Annotated in this window: 17 protein-coding genes; 7 read left to right on the top strand and 10 right to left on the bottom strand. The window is 57.7% G+C overall.

The genetic code is table 11. The features are described from left to right. Positions 1-48 precede the first annotated feature (48 nt). The 7 genes from M504_RS03530 to M504_RS03560 all read left to right on the top strand — a co-directional run bounded on the left by M504_RS03530 (position 49) and on the right by M504_RS03560 (position 9,309). On the top strand, positions 49-1,077 hold the full coding sequence (locus tag M504_RS03530) for a M20/M25/M40 family metallo-hydrolase (RefSeq protein WP_047488054.1): 1,029 nt from the start codon (positions 49-51) through the stop codon (positions 1,075-1,077). Between the two features lie 271 nt (positions 1,078-1,348). Further along, positions 1,349-4,264: an ATP-binding protein gene (locus tag M504_RS03535; protein WP_052200300.1), complete on the top strand. Its 2,916-nt coding sequence runs from the start codon at positions 1,349-1,351 to the stop codon at positions 4,262-4,264. Continuing rightward, entirely contained in the window at positions 4,257-5,678 is a 1,422-nt protein-coding gene (locus M504_RS03540; RefSeq protein WP_047488057.1) for a sigma-54 dependent transcriptional regulator, read from the top strand. The genes M504_RS03535 and M504_RS03540 overlap by 8 nt, the downstream gene beginning before the upstream one ends. 365 nt (positions 5,679-6,043) lie before the next feature. Beyond that, positions 6,044-6,460: a group III truncated hemoglobin gene (locus tag M504_RS03545; protein ID WP_084214064.1), complete on the top strand. Its 417-nt coding sequence runs from the start codon at positions 6,044-6,046 to the stop codon at positions 6,458-6,460. A gap of 66 nt (positions 6,461-6,526) precedes the next feature. Continuing rightward, positions 6,527-6,964 (top strand): VOC family protein, encoded by a 438-nt coding sequence (locus M504_RS03550; RefSeq protein ID WP_047488060.1) that lies wholly within the window; start codon positions 6,527-6,529, stop codon positions 6,962-6,964. 235 nt (positions 6,965-7,199) lie between these two features. After that, on the top strand, positions 7,200-8,369 hold the full coding sequence (locus tag M504_RS21055; RefSeq protein ID WP_052200305.1) for a hypothetical protein: 1,170 nt from the start codon (positions 7,200-7,202) through the stop codon (positions 8,367-8,369). 64 nt (positions 8,370-8,433) lie between these two features. Beyond that, positions 8,434-9,309, top strand: a complete 876-nt coding sequence (locus M504_RS03560; protein WP_047488063.1) for a GNAT family N-acetyltransferase — start codon at positions 8,434-8,436, stop codon at positions 9,307-9,309. Positions 9,310-9,313: 4 nt separating this feature from the next. Here M504_RS03560 and M504_RS03565 read toward each other — a convergent pair whose 3' ends face one another. The 10 genes from M504_RS03565 to M504_RS03610 form a co-directional block, all read right to left on the bottom strand. Beyond that, on the bottom strand, positions 9,314-10,237 hold the full coding sequence (locus M504_RS03565; protein ID WP_047488065.1) for a diacylglycerol kinase family protein: 924 nt from the start codon (positions 10,235-10,237) through the stop codon (positions 9,314-9,316). Between the two features lie 32 nt (positions 10,238-10,269). After that, entirely contained in the window at positions 10,270-11,349 is a 1,080-nt protein-coding gene (locus M504_RS03570; protein WP_047488070.1) for a Zn-dependent alcohol dehydrogenase, read from the bottom strand. Between the two features lie 202 nt (positions 11,350-11,551). Beyond that, positions 11,552-12,241 carry a hypothetical protein gene (locus M504_RS03575; protein WP_052200307.1) on the bottom strand — a complete coding sequence of 230 codons (690 nt, stop codon included), beginning with the start codon at positions 12,239-12,241 and terminating at the stop codon, positions 11,552-11,554. Then, positions 12,238-13,242, bottom strand: a complete 1,005-nt coding sequence (hpnA, locus tag M504_RS03580) for a hopanoid-associated sugar epimerase (RefSeq protein ID WP_047488072.1) — start codon at positions 13,240-13,242, stop codon at positions 12,238-12,240. The genes M504_RS03575 and hpnA overlap by 4 nt, the downstream gene beginning before the upstream one ends. Next, positions 13,239-13,721 (bottom strand): hypothetical protein, encoded by a 483-nt coding sequence (locus tag M504_RS21995; RefSeq protein ID WP_156993495.1) that lies wholly within the window; start codon positions 13,719-13,721, stop codon positions 13,239-13,241. The genes hpnA and M504_RS21995 overlap by 4 nt, the downstream gene beginning before the upstream one ends. A gap of 71 nt (positions 13,722-13,792) precedes the next feature. Next, a complete protein-coding gene (locus tag M504_RS03590) occupies positions 13,793-14,170 on the bottom strand; it encodes a DUF6334 family protein (protein WP_047488080.1) in 378 nt (125 codons plus the stop codon). A 4-nt stretch (positions 14,171-14,174) separates the two neighbouring features. Continuing rightward, positions 14,175-14,627: a hypothetical protein gene (locus tag M504_RS03595; protein WP_047488083.1), complete on the bottom strand. Its 453-nt coding sequence runs from the start codon at positions 14,625-14,627 to the stop codon at positions 14,175-14,177. Beyond that, positions 14,627-15,778, bottom strand: coding sequence for an adenosyl-hopene transferase HpnH (gene hpnH, locus M504_RS03600; RefSeq protein ID WP_047488086.1), 1,152 nt, complete (start codon positions 15,776-15,778; stop codon positions 14,627-14,629). Before hpnH ends, M504_RS03595 begins: the two co-directional genes overlap by 1 nt. A 58-nt stretch (positions 15,779-15,836) precedes the next feature. Continuing rightward, the gene (shc, locus tag M504_RS03605) at positions 15,837-17,870 is read right to left on the bottom strand and encodes a squalene--hopene cyclase (RefSeq protein WP_047488088.1); all 2,034 of its coding nucleotides are present in this window, start codon (positions 17,868-17,870) and stop codon (positions 15,837-15,839) included. Between the two features lie 79 nt (positions 17,871-17,949). Beyond that, positions 17,950-18,960, bottom strand: a complete 1,011-nt coding sequence (locus tag M504_RS03610) for a 4-hydroxy-3-methylbut-2-enyl diphosphate reductase (protein ID WP_047488091.1) — start codon at positions 18,958-18,960, stop codon at positions 17,950-17,952. Positions 18,961-19,273 lie beyond the last annotated feature (313 nt).

Genomic DNA, 19,273 nt, shown 5'->3' on the forward strand with positions numbered 1-19,273 from the left:
CATGTTAACTGGCCCGAATGCCCTTTGGCTGTCGGGTATCCTTAGGCCATGGCAATCGATCCTATTCAGCTGACACGACAGCTAGTCGACATTGAGTCGACGACCTATTTCGAGGGAGCGTGCGGACTCTTCCTGCACGAGTACCTGCAAGGCCTTGGCTACGAAGTGGAACGTCAACCGGTGGAACAACCGGGTGTGAACGGCGCTACAGGCGAGCGCTTCAACCTCTACGCGAAGATGCCCGGCACACAGCCGAAGATCACCCTCTCCACGCACTTCGACACGGTTCCGCCATACTTCCCGTCCTCTGAGGACGACACTTACGTCTACGGCCGCGGCTCCTGCGACGCCAAAGGCATCCTCGCCTCACAGGTTGCAGGCGCGGAGAAACTGCATAAGGGCGGCATTCCAGTCGGCCTGCTCTACGTAGTAGGCGAGGAGCGCGACTCCGCCGGCGCCAAGGTAGCCAATCGTGACGGCAAAGGCTCCCGCTTCCTCATCAACGGCGAACCCACATCCAACCGTCTCGCACTCGCCACCAAGGGCGCTCTTCGTGTGGAACTCCGTGCCAGCGGCAAGATGGCCCACTCCGCCTACCCGGAGCTGGGCGAGTCCGCCATCGACAAGCTGGTCGATGTCCTCCACGAACTCTCCCGCACCCAACTGCCGGTCGACCCCGAGATCGGTGAGTCCACCCTCAACGTGGGCCTCATCAGCGGGGGCCGTGCCCCCAACGTCATCCCCGACGCCGCCGAAGCCCACGTCCTCATCCGCACCATCGGCGACTCCCAGATCGTCAAGGACACAATCACTCGCGTCGTCGGCAACCGCTGTGACGTGAAGTTCGCCCTCGACCTGGCAGCAGTACGTATGAAGCGCCTCCCCGGCTTCGACACCATGATCGCCAAGTACGCCACGGACATCTCCTCCCTGACCAACTGGGGAGAGCCACTCCTCCTAGGCCCCGGCACCATCCACGTAGCCCACACCCCCGATGAAAAAGTTCTGAAGTCCGAACTCCTCGAAGCCGTGGACAAGTACGCGGAACTGGCAAGCGAGCTCTCAAAGCAGCTCTAAGAGCAACACACGGAGTTCACAAGGACACACAGGAAGCTCAATGCATTCCGCGTAACACTTGTGAACTCCGCGTTCTATCGCCATCTATGGGATTTTGTAGATGCTTCCGCTGTTAGGGATTCTTCTCTGCTACAGCGCGTATCATGAAGACGATACAGCAGCATCATTGTTGGGCGGCAACGGCGTGAACGATGCTCTGTCGATCGTTTTGGATTGGCCCCCAAAGTGCATGTACCTTACTAATTAACCTGTACCAGGGACCCTGGAGGAGATGGGCAAGGCGCTACAAACCCGCGTGACCGCCGTAGTGTTGGCGCTCGTGACGCTGCTGGTCTGTGCCCTTGGCATCTCCAACTTCCTACAGGAAAGCTCTTACGACGCACCCACCGATGGCGTGTGGTGGCTGGAATCCGACGGCGGCCTACACGCTGAACGCGTCCCACTGACCTCCCCTGCACACCGTGCCGGAGTACGTGAAGGCGACCTCCTCGTCGCCGCTGACGGACATAAGACTCTCACCGTCGCCCCGCTGGAACGCGAGATGCACCGCATCGGAACGTACAGTCGCGTAACGTACTCGCTCATACGCGGCAAGGCACCGCTGGATGTTCCCGTCATCCTGGAACCTACAGACCACAGTCGCAACCAAGGGCTGCGCCTTATTGCGATGGCCTATCTCGCCATCGGCATGTACGTTCTGCTGCGACGCTGGACGGCTCCCAAGGCGATGCACTTCTACGTCTTCTGCCTAGTAAGCGGTGTGCTGTACAGCTTCCGCTATACAGGTGCTTTCGACACGCTGGACTGGATCTGCTACTGGGGTGCGCTACTGGCTGGCACATTGCAACCTGCAGTGTTCCTTCACTTCGCAGTCTCGTTCGGTGAAAGCGCAATCTCTCTGCGCCGCAAGGCCCTGGTCGCTCTCTTGTATCTTCCGGGAGCATTGATCTTCGGTCTGCAGGTGGTTGCTATCGAACTGTGGTCTGCGACCGAACGCCTGAAGCATCGGCTGGATCAGATCGGTGTTGGCTACCTGGCTCTGTACTACGTCATCGCGGCAACCGTCTTCTTCTTCCGTTATCGCGCTGCGGACAAGCCGCTGGAGCGCCAGCAGTTGAAGTGGCTGACGCGCGGCACACTACTCTCAGTGGTGCCATTCACGGTGCTGTACGCCATTCCGTATCTTGCCGATGCTGATGTACCGCTTGGCATGGCTCGCGCGGCTGGCTTCACGCTGATCTTCCTGCCGTTGACCTTCGCATGGGCGATTGTCCGTTATCGCCTGATGGATACGGACCTGATCTTCAAGCGTGGAGTGACCTACACGCTGGCAACGGCCGCACTGGTTGGTGTTTACTTCGGTGTTGTAGCCGTGACGGGCGAACTGGTCCATACACGCCTGCCGAACCTGCGTGTGTGGGGCTTGATGGCAGGCATCATCGCAACGGCACTCATCTTTGAGCCGATCAAGGCAGCGATTCAGGCGCGAGTAGATCGGCTCTTTGATCGCAAGCGTTTCGACTATCGTGAGACATTGATTGAGTTCAGCCGAGGTCTCTCGTCACAGACGGACCTTACGACGCTGTCGCGCTCCGTCGTCGAGCGTCTGTCTCAGACACTTCTGGTATCGCGTGTAGCTGTGTTTGTGGCGGCGGACGATGGCGCCGGCCGCACGTTCACACTTGCGGCATCGCATGGCATGCCAGATATCGTTCTGGCCGACCTCCCTGAAGAGCTCTCGCATAACTCATTCCTCAACTTCGGTCTGCTGTCGCAAGAACACATCTTCTTCGAGAACCCGCAACTGCTGCCGCATCTCGAGCCTGCGGAACAGCGCGTAGCTTCCCTGCTGGACCTGAACTATTACCTTCCGTGTCGCGTCTTCGGACGCAACGGGCACTCCACACGTCCCATCGCGATCATTGGTCTCGGACGCACACAAGAAGGTGACTTCCTCTCGTCGGAAGATATGGAGTTGCTCGCATCACTCGCGGGTTACATCGGGATCGCCATCCAGAATGCGCAACTCTTCAATCGCCTCGAGAAGCAGATCAACGAGTTCGAGCGACTGAAGGAGTTCAACGAGAACATCGTGGAATCCATCAAGGTGGGCATCTTCACGCTGGATCTGCAGAACTGCGTGGAGAGCTGGAACACCGAGATGGAAGTGCTGTATGCACTGTCACGCGCGGAAGTGATCGGGAAACACGTTTCGGAGATCTTCTCGCCGGAGTTCCTGGAGACATTCCTTGCTGCCGCGAATGAGCCCGGAACGCACCACTTGTCCAAAGTGACGCTGGACCTACGAACTGGCGAGAGCCGCACTGCCAATATCTCCATCGCACCGCTGCTGACACGCGACTTCGTCTCCGTTGGTTCTACGGTGATGATGGAAGACATCACTGACCGCACACGCCTTGAAGGCCAGTTAACGCAAGCGGAGAAGCTATCTTCTATCGGTCTGCTGGCTGCAGGCGTGGCACACGAGGTCAACACGCCTCTCGCCGTTATTTCCTCCTACGCGCAGATGTTGCAGAAGCACACGCGTGATGATCAGCGGTTGGCACCTGTGCTGGAGAAGATCACGCAACAGACCTTCCGAGCGAGTGAGATCGTCAACAACCTGCTGAACTTCTCACGTACAAGCTCCACAGTGTTCGCGTCGCTGGATGTGAACTCCGTTGTACGCGAGACGCTTACGCTGATCGATCATCAACTACGCACTGCAAAGGTCAACGTGGACATTGACCTGCAGCTTCCGCTGGCGAAGATTTATGGCAGCCACGGCAAGCTACAGCAAGTGATCCTCAATCTGGTTTTGAATGCGAAGGATGCCATGAATGACGGTACGGGTGGCACCATCCGCATTGCCAGCTTAGACGATGGTCGGACTGTCACGCTGCGGATTGCGGACACCGGCAGTGGCATTGCGCCTGAGCATCTGCACCGTATCTACGATCCGTTCTTCACCACCAAGAATGCGCCGCGGCAGGGCCAGCACAAGGGTACCGGGCTGGGGCTGTCGGTGTCGTACGGCATTGTGCAGGAGCATCAGGGACGTATCCACGTGGAGAGCAAGATCGGTACAGGGACGACGTTTACACTGGAGTTCCCGGTGGAACGCGTTGGCGGTGCCGACGAGACGTCCCCGGACACTACACGAGACACAAGGACAGTGAATGCCTGAGGCAGCAATACTCGATACTAGTAACTCCCTGGGCGCACGCATCCTCATCATCGACGACGAAGCCGGAATCCGCGACTCCCTAGAGACGCTGCTGACGTTTGAGGGCTTCACCGTGGAGATGGCGCCCGAAGGCCAGTCCGGCCTGGAGATGCTCTCCTCCAACGAGTACGATCTGCTGCTGTTGGATCTGTCCATGCCGGGCGAGAGCGGTATTGATCTACTTCCCCGCATCAAACGGATGCGTCCGGAGCTGCCGGTGATCATGATCACCGCTTATGGCACGGTCGGCAATGTGGTCGATGCTCTGCGCGCGGGCGCGGACAACTTCGTCCAGAAGCCGTGGGATAACGAGAAGCTACTCGCCGACATCCGCACCGCCATTGCCAAGCAGCGTTCGCTGCAGGAAGTCACTCAGCTTCGTCGTACGCTCAAGCAGCGCTACTCCTTCGACAACATCGTGGGTAAGTCCGATGTGATGGGGAAGCTATTGGACACGGTTGCGCAGGTGGCTCCGGCGAAGACCACCGTGCTGATCCAGGGTGAGAGCGGCACAGGCAAGGAACTGATCGCCAAGGCCATTCATACTGCGTCGCCGCGCCACGACAAGCCGTTCGTTGCCATCAATACTGGCGCGGTTCCAACGGACCTGCTGGAGTCGACACTCTTCGGCCATGTGAAGGGTGCCTTCACTTCCGCAGTCGCCACGAAGAAGGGCCTGTTCGAGACGGCGGACGGTGGAACGCTGTTCCTGGACGAGATTGGCACCATGCCGCTGGATACGCAGGCGAAGGTGCTGCGTGCGCTGCAGGAGCGTCGCTTCCTTCCCGTAGGTGGAACGACGGAGGTTGCCGTTGACGTTCGCATTGTGGCAGCGACGAACGTGAACCTGCAGACAGCGGTGAAGGACGGTCGTTTCCGCGAGGACCTGTTCTATCGCCTGTCTGTCATTAACCTGGATCTGCCGCCTCTGCGTCAGCGTCGCGAGGACATTCCTCTGCTGGCAACACACTTCCTGAAGCGCTACAGCGATGAGAACGGTTTTGAGCTGCGTACGCTTGCTCCGGATGCGCTGCGAGCCATGATGGATTACGAATGGCCCGGAAACGTGCGTGAGCTGGAGAATGCGATGGAACGCGGTGTTGTGCTGTCATCTACGCCAACCGTCACGCTGGAGATTCTGCCGCAGCAGTTGAGTGGAACTGTTTATACCGCTGCTGCTCTGGATACGAAGGCGGATTCCAGTCTCTTCGACATCATGGAAGAGATTGAGCGCCGCATTATTTCGGACCGACTGGAACGCTGCAACTGGAACCAGACGGAAGCCGCGGAGTTCCTGAAGATTCCTCTGAGTACGCTTAACCAGAAGATCAAGCGTCTGAACGTGGAAATCAAGAAACGTAAGGATCGGGAGTAGCGGGGTACCCTCCCTCCCCTCCCTGTTTTTCTAAAATCGTCTTTCTATTGGGTTTACGGACTCAGTAGCTGTAAAATCGTCTGCCCATTGGGGTTAGAGGCAAAATCGTCTTTCTAAACGAGTTAGGGCCGCGCCAAAGCGCGGCCCTTTTCTCTCTAGTTCTATTTTATCGGCTTGGCGGAAATACCATGCCAACTCTATTTCCTTTCATTTGTTATGGTTGGGTAGCTTAGGGGCTTGACAGGTTTTTCATACCGTTCTGGACGCCTTCGGCGCGTTGCCAGGCGCGATCGTTCCGGTGTTCGCGCCTTGGATGTGCGAGCTTTGCTTTAAGAAAACTGGAACTTGTTTATGCGTTCGGTGCTGTGAGCAACTCAGTTAGGTTATTGAGTGTGGGGATTACGGAAGAACAAATCGCAAACCTTGTTGACGTGTTCTACGCCAAGGTTCGAACAGACCCCGAGATTGGCCCGATCTTCAACGCGGTCGTGTCCGACTGGCCGCATCATCTCTCTGTCCTGAAGGACTTCTGGTCTACGGTGTTGCTGACCTCGGGTCGTTACAAAGGCGATCCAGCGATGCGCCATGTCGGACTTGGTCTTGACCCTGAGCATTTTGATCGATGGCTGGCCCTGTTCTCCGAGACAACTGTCGAGATATTCCCTGCAGAGACAGCGGAGTGGATTCTGAGCAAGGCTCAGAGAATCGGTCGCAACTTTCAGGATGCTGCGGCCTATGTGAGAGGCGCGAACGATCCGTTTGCGTCGTCGGCTGAATCTTAACGGCTCGCTTCCCCGTTGCGAGAGGGTGCGTTGTCGCTTGTAACAAATGTCCTGTAGAGTCGCGGCATGGCATTGAAGCGGATGGATAACGTTGGCATCGTCGTCGAAGATCTTGATGAGGCGATTGCGTTCTTTCTCGAGCTGGGGCTTGAGCTGGAAGGACGAGCCACGGTCGAAGGCGAATGGGCAGGACGTGTGACCGGACTTGCCGACCAACGTGTTGAGATTGCCATGATGCGCACACCGGATGGGCACAGCCGTATTGAACTCTCACGCTTGCTTGCGCCAGCCGTCGTTGAAGATCATCGCAATGCCCCGGTGAATGCCCTGGGCTATCTCCGCGTGATGTTTGCCGTGGATGACATTGATGACACCCTTGAGAGGCTTTGCATGCGCGGCGCAAGGCTTGTTGGTGAAGTGGTCCGCTATCAGAATTCGTATCGGCTTTGCTACCTGCGCGGGCCTGAGGGAATTCTGATTGGACTGGCGCAGGAACTCAACTAAGTGTGATGGCGCCTGGGCGACGCAATGAGTAGAAACGGATTGTAGTAAGTTGCGCTAACTTGCAAAAGGACAACCTACAACCTGACGCACCTGTGTTCACGGGCCAAAACAGATCAAAAAATTATGTTGGTATTTAGTTTTTCCCTGCGTTAGTCTGCCGTCTCACACAGATTGATGGCGTGCGCGGGCGCCAAGCTGTGTTGGAATCTACTCACAATTCACATGGGGTGTTCCCATGATTTTCGGGCGTAAGTTGTGGCGACGGCTTGGAGTGGTACTGAATCTTCGTGATCCACCAACCGTGCCTCCCTATGGTTGGTCTTATTTCGATCACATTGTTGCGCTGTATGTGAACGTCAATGTGCCAGATCAACGAGCAGACCGAGTCATTGAAAAGTCTCGTGAGCGACCGGACGATCTTACATGGGGCGATATTTTCCTTTTAGAAAGTGTCGTCTTCTCGCTGCTGCCGACGGATATGGTGGAACGCAATGCGTGGATCATGCGCGAGCGTTTACGCAGTATTGCGTCGCCCACGATCTACCAGAAATACATTGATTCAGGCGTACCATCGGGAGCTGATACTCCGGCCAAAGCTGAGTTGCTTCGTGCAGACCTGAGTCGCATCCTCGACGTTCTGCATTGGTATTACTCGCTGATTCCGCAGCGCGAACGCATTCGTAAATCGCTTACTGTGGCGTGTATCTGGTGCGTGGTTCTGTATACGGTATCCCTGGGATTGGCCGCTTACAAGTTTCAGCATGATCATTCGCTGATGACGTTGCTTGGTGTGATTTATTGCGGAATCATTGGTGGATTCGTTAGCTCACAGCGACGGATGCAGAACATCCCCAGCGACGGCGACCCATTGGTGAGCGTTCTTGGACTGGATATCTCCGGCTACTATCTGTGGCTTTCGCCCATGCTGGGCGGCATCTTTGCAGTCTTGTTGATGCTGATGTTCCTTGGACAGATTCTGCAGGGCATTGCGTTTCCATCGTTTATGCCACCGGACATTGCGCACGCTTCATCGCTCTATCCGTTGCAGCTTTCTTCAAGTGCCGAGTACGGGAAGCTGTTTGTGTGGGCGTTCCTGGCTGGCTTCGCAGAGCGATTGGTGCCAGATAGCCTTGATCGGCTTAGCGCGAAAGTGTTGTCCGTGAAAGATCCCGGACCGGCTAGCCCACTACCGCCCGCAAGCCGGAATGGCGCTGCGGCGAATGGAGCGAATAACGACGATGGCGATCAAGGTGAGCAAGGTGGCCAAGATGACGCAAACAACAATGGCAACGGTAACAGTGATGCTCCAAAGCCGCAGCAAGAGGTTGAGGAGCCTAAGATCGCCGCAGAGACATTAGAGGACGTGATGCATACGGGCGAAGCACCTGTTGGGCCTTTTCGATAGGGTTCGTCATTTGCAAGCTTTGAGAGTGATCTTGGAGTTATAAGTAAATCGAGTATCCATAATCATGCCGTCAACTGCATCGCCCGAGATCACGATTCGAGCTGCCACCATTGAGGACGCCCATGCGTGTGGGTTGATTTGCTATGACGCCTTCGCAGCGATTAGTGCGGCGCATGGATTTCCCTGCGATCTTCCATCTCCGGAGGTCGGTATTGGGCTGCTTTCGATGATGTTTTCTGCGCCGGGATTCTATGCAGTCGTTGCGGAAAGCGATGGCCGCATTGTGGGTAGCAATGTGCTTGCAGAGCAAGCTGTGATTTACGGTGTGGGTCCGATCACGATTGATCCCAATGTGCAGAATGCCGGGGTTGGCCGGAAGTTGATGGCCGCTGTGATGGATCGTGCGGAGCGGAACGGTGCTGCGGGCGTGCGGCTGGTGCAGGCTGCGTATCACAGTCGTTCGCTGTCTCTGTATGCATCGCTTGGCTTTGACGTGCGTGAGCCGCTTGCGTGTTTGCAGGGTAAGACTCGCGAACGAAGTGTGCCGGGATGTGTTGTGCGACATGCAGAGCCTGCAGATGAAGCGGCGTGTAATGCGCTCGCCCGGCGGGTTCATGGAGTCGATCGTGGAGTCGAGTTGGCGCACGCGATTCGAGAGGGTTCGGCGCGTGTGGTGGAGCGTGAGAACCGTGTGACTGGCTACTCGACTCACCTTGGTTTCTTTGGACATTCCACGGCGGAGACAAATGTCGATATGCAGGCTTTGCTTGCTTCTGTGGAGTCGTTCTCAGGGCCGGGAGTGCTTGTGCCTTCACGCAATAGTGCGCTGCTGCGATGGTGCCTTGCGAATGGATTGCGCGTGGTGCAAACGATGACGCTGATGAGCACTGGGCTTTATAACGAGCCTGCTGGCGCGTGGCTACCGTCGATCGTCTTCTGACTCTTTAGCGCTTCGCTTCGGTGCTCGGGATGAGGAGCGTTATCGTTCGCTCGCCGAGTTCGGCTGAGAGCGGAAGCGTTCCGATCCATTCGCCGTCAGCTTGTGCATGGACTTTGCTTTCGCGTGATTCGCAATGGAATGCCTGTACATCTTTCGTGTCGAGATAGGGATTCCAGTGATCGAGATGTAGCCAGGACAAGAGAAACCATGTCGGCAGGCCTAGTATCGCTGGTGGTTTCACTAAGACGAGGCGCATGTGCTTGTTGTTCAATGAAGCGCCGCTTGCGATGCCGGGGAAGATGCCGCCGAGGTTGCCGATGCGAAGCGCCATGGCGCTGATGGCTGAGGTGGTGTGCCACGCTTCATCGGCCGTTTGATAACGCACCTGAAATTGATGGAAGCGTGCGCGAAGCAGGAGATGCAGCGCGTGCATTGCGTAAGCCCAGCGGCCGAGTCTGCCTTTGGATGTGGTGAGCATGCGATACATCAGTGCGCCGTCGGGACCTGCACCTGACATGATGAGGAATTGACGCTCGCCTTGCGGTGTTTTGCAGCGCGCTATCTGTACGTCTTTTTGTGATGTTCGCTGATAGGACTCTGCTGCTTTTAGCGGATGCAGAGGGACGCCGAGTTCGCGGCAGAGGGCGTTTGCGCTGCCTAGCGGGATGATGGCGAGCTTTGCGCTGGTTCCTGCGATTCCCTGTAAGGCGTCGTGGATTGTGCCGTCGCCTCCGCAGATGAAGATGACTTCTGCGCCGTTTGCGATGGCTTCTTTTACTTGATTGCCTGCACTGCCTCGATGCGTGGTGGCGAGAATTTCCAGCTCGTAGCCGTGGCTTCGAAGTGTTGTTGCGACTGTTTCCACGATGGAGGCACGGCTGATTCGCGATCGTCCGGATGCCGGGTTGTAGAGCAGAATGCCGCGCATGATTTTCCGGAGCGATTCACCGCGAAGCGTGGTTACGGCTGGATGACGATCTTCATACTATCGGCTACGGGATGTGATGCGAGGTCGATTCCCTTCACTGCATCTTCCAACGAGAAGCGATGGGAGATGAGTTTGGTGAGGTCGAAGGTTCCATCGCGGTAGCCGTCGAAGACTAGATCGATGGCTTCGTCCTGGATGGCCACTGAGGATGAGTAGGAGCCCATGAGGGTCTTTTCGTCCATGCAGACGGCGGCGGGATCGAAGGGTGCTTCGCCGTGTTGGGTCTGTGCGAAGAGGCAGACGCGGCCGCCCGGGCGGATGGCGTTCATGGCCTGCGTGATGAGGCTGTTTGCGCCGACTGCGAGAAGAGCGACGTCGGCACCGCGGCCTTCGGTGACACGTTTGCATTCGGCGATGACGTCGCTGCTGGCGTCTAGCGGGTGATCGAGGCCGTAGGTCTTTGCGACGGCGTGACGCTCGGCGTAGAGGTCGCTGGTGAGTACGTGCGGGGTCTTACGTTTTGCGAGTGCTGCGAGCAGGATGCCGATGGGGCCCTGGCCGATGACGAGTACGGTTTCGTCGTCCTTGAGGTTGAGAAGTTCGATGGCCTTGTAGCAGGTGTTGACTGGCTCGATCCATGCGGCCTGCTCGAACGGGATGTCGTTCGGTATGTGAATTAATCCTTTTTCGACGATCCAGTCCATGACGCGGATGTATTCCGCGAAGCCACCGCCGGAGGGTTCGCCAAAGCCTGCGGTTGCGCCGACTTTCTTGTAGGTGTCGCACTGCGCGAAGGTTTGTTTGCGGCAGTAATAGCAGGTGCCGCAGGGGATGTGATGGAAGCTCATGACGCGGTCGCCGGGTTTGAAGTTGGTGACGCCTTCACCGACAGCGACGACGGTGCCGCTCATCTCGTGGCCGAAGACGCGGGGTGCGGAGTGCGAGCCGGTGTGGATCTTCTTGAGGTCCGTGCCGCAGATGCCGCAGGTGTGGATCTTCATCAGCACTTCGCCGGGACCGATGGTCGGGACGGGAACTTCTTCGATGCGGACGTCGTTTACGGCGCGGTAGACAGCGGCTTTTTGCGTTGCGGGTGTGGCTTCCATGTTCATGACTAGTGTATCGAGTTTGCTCGTACTGCTGCAGGCTGCAGCGAACTGACCTCAGGGGCTAAAGCCCTTTCTTAACCAACGTTGCACCGGCACGACTAAAGTCGTGCCCCTACGATTCGTGCCTCCCACGACATAGTGCTGGCACTACATTCATTCCAGTTGAGGACACATCGCGAAGCGATGTCGAGGACGGCACGAAGTGCTAGCGGGGGCGTTCGATGCCGATCTCGTCGGCTATGGCGTTGCAGAGGTTGTTGGCGGCGAGGCTGGCCTGTTTGCCGAATTGCGAAAGCGCGCTCCAGTAGCGGGGTTTCGTGGCGACGTGCGCGACGAAGCGCGCTGTGGCGAATTTGCCTTGCGCGGTGATGAACGGGTTCATGTCCGGCAGGTCTTCTTCGAGGGTGTCGCTGATGGCCTTGATGGCGCGGAAACCGAGGCCGTTGGCGAGCGCGAGGCGCGCGAGGGTGGCGGCTTCCATGTCGACTGCGACGGAACCGTCGTACGTAGTGGCGAGGCGGTGCTTCTCTTCGCGGCTGGCGACTCGGGATGAGGTGAGCAGCAGGCCGCCGCTGCCTTCGGCTGCGTACATTTCGCCGGTGTTGAGGTCGCGCACCATGCTGGCCTTGATGACACTGCCCGGTGCGATCTCTTCGCGGAGTGCGCCTGCCCAGCCTACGGAAAGCATGGTGAGGGGCTGGCAGACCTGGGTGGCACGTGCGAAGGCTCGTGTGGCTGCTGCGGCGCCCATGCCTCCTACGAAGGCCATGATGGGGCCTGCTGGGTGTTGCCAGCCGTCGACGCCGTTGACGGATTCGAGCGCGGCCCAACTACGGACGAGCGGCTTCAGTTCGCCGGGCATTGCGGCGATGATCACGATGGCGTCGTTCGTCATGCTTTGCTGTACTGAGGAGCGTAGTTATTCGCTACGAACCACTCCATTGCTGCTTTGAGTGCGTGGTCGATTGGCTTGACCTGGAAGCCCAGGTCTTTCTCTGCTTTCACTGAGGAGGCCCACATCATCTTCTTGCCCATGCGGACGGCTTCAACGGTGGCGCGTGGTTCTTTGCCGCGGAGCTTGCCGGTGATGTTCTCGTCGAAGAAGGCGAAGGCCATGGCGACGGCGTGCGGCACCTTGTGCTTGGGCGATGGCAGGCCACTGATGGCTGCCATGCGGTCGAGTATCTGCTTCAGCGTGAGGTTCTCGCCGCCGAGGATGTAGCGTTCGCCGGGAGTGCCTCTGTCGAGCGCTTCGACGTGCATCCTTGCGATCTCTTCCACGTCCACGAGGTTGAGGCCCGTGTCGACGTAGGCCGGGAAGTTCTTGTTCAGGAAGTCGACGACAATGCGTCCGGTGGGCGTTGGTTTGCGATCGAGCGGGCCGATGGGTGTCGTAGGGTTGAGGATCATCACGTACTGGCCTAGACGTGCTGCGGCGATGGCTTCCTGTTCGGCGAGCCATTTGCTGCGTTTGTAATGTCCGATCATGTCGGCTTCGGAGACGGGCGTGTCTTCGTTGACGATGGTGTCCGTCTTTGTGAAGCCCATTGTGGCGACGCTACTGGTGTACACAACGCGATGCACGCCAACTTCGCGAGCCAACTTGAGGAGTTCGCGTGTGCCTTCGACGTTGGCCTTGTACATGTCGTCTGGATCGGGTACCCAGAGACGATAGTCAGCAGCGACGTGGACGAGCGCATCGCAACCTTCCAGAGCACTGCGAAGCGCTGGTGCGCTGCGGAGGTCGCCAGTGACAGTCTCCGCGGCAATGCCTTCGAGCGAGGCGAGATTGCTGCTGTTGCGTGTGAGCAGACGGAGGTTTGCGCCCTGTGCCGCATAGGCGCGCGCTACATGGCTACCGACGAAGCCGGTGGCACCGGTGAGGAAGACGTTCATGCAGTAGCGGGATGGAACAGGCTTCTCATGTATTCCGCAGCGCCCGATGCCGCGTCAAGAATCAGAAGGATAGAAACGACGGAAAGGGCAAACAAACTACCGTCGTAAGTGGTGAAGAAGAGTGTAGACGGGGGAAACACAACACCTAATAGAGAAATTCCCACGGCAATTTTATAACCGGAGACAAACCCACTACCTCCGAAAGAGGCGGCAATCATTGTTGCAATTCCTCCAGAACACCATATTCCCACCATTACAAAAAAAGCCTGACGCGCACTTATTTGTTTCTTGGAGAAGAAGATTAGCCCTAAATAGCTTAAGAGAAAAACAACTGGACAGACTGCCGTTACCAGCCAGGGTTGATTAAAGGAATCTGCCTTAATCAAGTGAATCAAAATATCAGGCGTCCAAAAACAAATCGCACATAGCGATGCCCATCCTACGGACGTTGAGAATTTTCGGATGGACTTGTTTTCCATAAGGAGCCTGCTCACCAATATTATTCCAGCCACGTTCCAGCTGAAGTCTTACGGCAAAGATCTGTCACACACTACGAACGCTGACGAATCTCCAACACTTCAAAGGCAGCCGCCACGACGTTCAAACCAACTTCAGGGACTACGCCGTCGAAGCTGAGGAGTGCGCCGTCTCCGTAGCCCTGCTGGTTTTGCATGAGCCAGCCGGTGGAGAGTTCCTTGCCGATGAAGCAGCTCCATGCCGGGTCCGTGGTGAGGTCGTCCGCGTCTTCGAGTTTCGGGATGGTTTCGAAGGTGACGGCGATGGCGTCGGAGTCCTCGTTGCAACGGAAGATGAGGGCATCGGCACCGAAGGCGAGGAGTATCTCCTCGCCTTCGCCGGTGTCGTTGCTGAGGACTGCGGTCAGTTGCCTGCCCTGCGCTTGCAGGAAAGGCTGCAGATTCTCGCTCATGAAATTAGTCCAGTTTTTCGGGTTCGATCTGGATGTTCTTTTCGCCTGCAGCCTTCTTTTCCCAGTACTTCTTGACCCAGGCTTCGAAGGTTTTGCCGGCGGCGGTATCGCGTCCACTGAAGTTCAGAGCAGCGATTTCGCTGTACGGGATGCTCCGGCGCGAACGGTCTTCGCCCTTGGAGGGCATCACGCGGACCAGAGAATTTTCGAGGGTGGAACCCTGACGACGATCGTAGATGTAGCCTTCGACGACTTCACCAGACTTGAGCGTGAGCGTGACGTCTCCGCGATAGTCGAAAGCCTTTTCGAAGGCGTCCTTCACTTCCGCTTCCGTGGCGAGTGCCGGAATCCAGCCTTCGAGGTTTTCGCGGTCGCGGCCAGCCATGACCTCGATCTGGTCGGGGCTGAGCTGCTGCAGTTCTTCAATCTTCAGGTGTTCCTGCTGTTCGGTTGCCATTAGTCACCCACCGCCAGCGATTCCGAATGATTGACGCGCTCCGATTCAGCCGACAGGATGCCAGAGCCGATCTGCACGAGCTGACCGTGGTTCGTGGGCTTCCAGTCGTTCAGAAGCTTCTGTGCATCGGGGTCTTCATACAGCCCGCCGAACATGGCCTTGGCCGTCGCGATGAGGCCCTTCAGCGAACCGAAGGTGTAGTTCACGCCCGACGCTTCGTAACCGGAGTGCACCATGCAGTTGGCGCAACGCGGGTTGCCGCTCTCGGTTCCGTAGTTGGCCCAATCCACTTCATCCAGCAGTTCCTGGAAGGTGTCGGCGTAGCCGTCCTGCAGGAGGTAGCAGGGCTTCTGCCATCCGAAGATGGAGAACGTCGGCATGCCCCACGGGGTGCAGGTGAGTTCGCGCTTGCCCATCAGGAATTCCAGGAAGATGGGATTTGCGTTGAACTGCCAGCGCTTCTTGCGGTTCGACAGCAGTGCGCGGAACAACTTACGCGAACGTGCGCGACCGAGGAAGTGCTTCTGGTCCGGCGCCTTGTCGTAGGTGTAGCCGGGCGAGATCATCATGCTGTCCACGCCGGCTTCCATCAACTGGTCGAAGTGACGACGAACGGAGTTCGGGTCAGCACCATCGAAGAGCGTGGTGTTGGTGGTGACGCGGAAGCCCGCAGCCACAGCGGCGCGTACGCCTTCCATAGCGATGTCGTGTCCGCCTTCGCGGCAGACACCGAAGTCGTGGTGTTCTTTTTCACCGTCGACATGCACGGAGAACGACAGATACTTCGACGGCTTGAAGAGGTGCAGCTTCTCCTTGAGGAGAAGCGCGTTGGTGCACATGTACACGTACTTCTTGCGGTCGATGAGGCCCTGAACGATCTCGGGCATCTTCGGGTGCAGAAGGGGCTCGCCACCGGGGATGGACACCATCGGAACGCCGCATTCTTCAACGGCCTTGAAGCATTCCTCGGGGGTGAGTTCTGCTTTAAGGATGTGTGCGGGGTACTGGATTTTGCCGCAGCCGGCGCAGGCCAGATTGCAGCGGAAGAGCGGCTCGAGCATAAGCACGAGGGGGTAACGCTTGCGGCCCGCGAGCTTCTGCTTGATGACGTAAGTCGCTACCGTCCATGCCTGAGATACAGGAATTGCCATAGGTCTAAGTTCCTCCGGGGCAAAGGCCCCAGCAATTACAAACTGGTGTTACGAATCTCTATTCCGCAGGAGCGCGCATCGCCTTATCGTAGGTCGTGAGCGCCAGCAGCGGGAAGTACTGCTTGTACAGGTGGTACCCCAGATAGAACACACGGGGGAATCCAGTACCGGTGTAGTAGCTTTCGCCGTTGCGGCCCGGAATAAGTTCGCTCCACGTGCCGTCTTCGTGCTGCTGATTGACGAGCCAGCGGACGCCCTTGGCCACCGAATCAGAACGGGTGTCACCACCTGCGAGAAGCGCGAGCAGAGCCCATGCTGTCTGCGAGGGAGTTGAAGGGCCGACGCCACGTGTTCCCGGATCGTCGTACGTTGCGCACCACTCACCCCATCCGCCGTCTGTGTTCTGTACGGAGCGGACCCATTCGACAGACTGCTGCACTGCGGGTTCGTTCTGATCGAAGCCGATGGCTTCCAGACCACGCAGTACGAGGAAGGTGCCGTAGAGGTAGTTCACACCCCAGCGACCAAACCACGAACCGTCTGACTCCTGTTCCTTCAGGATGAACTGCACCGCAGCTTCCACGCGCTTATCGCGACGGGTGTAGCCGTAAGCAGCCAGCGTTTCCAGGATGCGTCCGGTGATGTCCACCGTTGGTGGGTCCAGCATCGCGTTGTGATCGGCGAAGGGGATGTACTGGAAGATCATCTTCGTGTTGTCGCGATCGAAGGATGCCCAGCCACCGTTCTTGCACTGCATGCCGAAGACCCAGTTGATGGCGCGCTGCGCAATGTCGTGCTGCTGGCGCTCGTGCGGGTGCTCCACGGCCTTCAGTGCGAGCAGAACTTCGCCCGTATCGTCCACGTCAGGGTAATGAATATTGTTGTAGAAGAAGGCCCAGCCGCCGGGCTCAACGTTCTTGACCTTCTGCGCCCAGTCGCCCTTGTGGCGGCTCTCCTTGCTAAAGAGCCAGTCCGCCGCGAGAATCATGCGCGGGTCAGTAGGCGAAATGTCAGCCGAACCGAGTGCCGATACGACCTGCGCCGTATCCCAAACGGGCGAGAGGCAGGGCTGCATGCGGAAGGTTGGCGTGGGGTAATTCGGTTCGCCGTTGGGCTTGTCGATGCCGAGCTTTTCAAACTCGTCCATCGCGCGAATCATCTGCGGGTCGTCCAGCGAATAGCCGAGGTGACGCATCGCAACGATGGCGTTGAGCATGGCCGGGAAGATCGCTCCCAGACCATCTGAGCCTTCGAAGCGCTCCAGCATCCACTGTTCTGCCTTCTTCAGCGCCTTCTTGCGCAGGGGGCGGATGTGTACACGCTCGTATCCCTGGGCCAGACGATTCCAGAAGAGGAAGAAGTTGCGCCAGGAGACAGGTTGCTTCTTATCCCAGCGGAGGTGGAGATTCGAGTTTTTACGTCCACCAACGAACAGTTCCTCAATGCCCTGCTCCGCTGGCAGAAGCTTCAGAGGCTTCTTTGCGTAGATGATCGACAGCGGCACGAGAATGCCGCGCGACCATGCCGAAATCTCGTAGATGTTGAAGTAAAACCAGTTCGGGAAAAGAACGATCTCGGGCGGAATTGCGGGTACGGCATCGTAGTCGTACTGACCGAATGCGCAGAGATAAATCTTGGTGAAGGTGTTGCATTCCACCACACCGCCCTGTGACAGCACCGACTCGCGGGCCTTGACCATGACGGGATGCTCTGCGGACCAACCCATCATCTTCAGAGCGTGATACGCCTTGACGCCGTAATTGATGTTCGAGGGGCCGCCTGGGTAAACGCTCCAACCACCATCTTCATTCTGGTGGCGAAGGATTTCATTTACGGCGCGCTGCATTTTGCCCGGGTCACCCGTGCCAAGCAGCGTATGCATGAAGATGTAATCGGCCTCCAGCATGACGTCGGCTTCGAGCTCGCCACACCAGTGGCCATCCGGCTGCTGCTGAGAAAGTAGCCAGTCCGCAGCTTTGCGGACGGCGGTGCGCACATGGTCCAGGCCCAGATCAATGCGCCCAAAACGTGGCTGTGCCGCGCCGGCTTCGGTGGCCGCCGACGTTCCCGGTCTGTAATTTTGATCCTGCATTGTTATTAGACGTATTCCCCGTGCCGAGCGATGCTGCTTACTGCAACTGCGAGAGCACTACTGATACCTTCGACTACTATTACGCAGCCGGTGATGGCGCCGGAGCAATTGCTCGAACAATTTCCGGCGGAAGGCCGAAGCGAACGTTCTCCGGCATGACCTCGACTTCATCGACCGAGCCATAACCGATGCCCTGCAGATAAGCGACCACTTCCTGTACGAGAACTTCAGGCGCGGATGCACCCGCGGTGATAGCCACCTTCTCAACACCCTCCAGCCACTGAGGCTGAATATCCTGGGCCTTGTCGATCAGGTAGCTCTTGGTGCCGAGGTTCTCAGAAACTTCGACCAAGCGGTTGGAGTTGGAGCTGTTCTTCGAACCGACAACCAGCACCAGGTCTGCACCGTGCGCCACATTCTTTACCGCTGTCTGGCGGTTTTCCGTGGCGTAGCAGATGTCCTGCGCGTGCGGTCCGACGATGTTCGGGAACTTCTTCTTCAGCGCCTCAATCATGTACTTCGCTTCGTCGAGTGAAAGCGTCGTCTGTGTGAGGTACGCGAGCTTGTCTGGATCGGGAACCACGAGGGCTTCCACTTCTTCAACCGTGGAGACGACCTGGGTAACCTCAGGTGCTTCGCCTGCGGTGCCCTCAACCTCTTCGTGATCGCGGTGACCGACGAGAACGAGGGAGTAGCCCTGCTTGGCAAACTTGATGGCTTCGACGTGAACCTTTGTCACGAGCGGGCAGGTGGCGTCGATGACCTTGAGGCCGCGTTCCTTCGCACGTTCGCGAACGGCCGGCGATACGCCGTGCGCGGAGTAGATCACGCGCTTGCCTTCCGGCACCTCGTCCAGTTCGTTGACGAAGATTGCGCCCTTCTGGCGCAGGTCGTCCACGACGTAACGGTTGTGAACGATTTCCTTACGCACGTAGATCGGCGCACCGAAGGTGTCCAGCGCGATCTTCACGATGTCCACTGCACGCACCACACCCGCGCAGAAACCACGGGGCTTCAGCAGGAGAACGCGCTTCTGTTGTGCGCTTTCGTTTTCGGTGGATACAGGCGGGTCGAGGGTCAGAGTGCTCACGGTTAAAGTATACCGCGAAGTAAACCCCTGCCGCAGTGATTTGAACCTGTTGTGGTGCAGTCTGACGAAACTACGACAAAGCGCCGTGGCGCACTATGGCGCACAAGACCGGTCGCTAAGCGCTACTGTACCAGTGGAGACCCTAAAGTTTGCCTGTGCAGCCGTTATGGGGGCAGTGGCACGCGATGGCCGTGGGTGCCGCTTTGGCCGCATCTTCACAGTATTGCGAGCAGTATTTGCCCTCTGTCACGGTGCAGCTACAGGCGATATGTGCGCACTTCTTCGGTTCGTGAGACATCGGTGGATCTCCTCT

The organism is Terriglobus sp. TAA 43, from assembly GCF_000800015.1.
Lineage (GTDB): Bacteria > Acidobacteriota > Terriglobia > Terriglobales > Acidobacteriaceae > Terriglobus.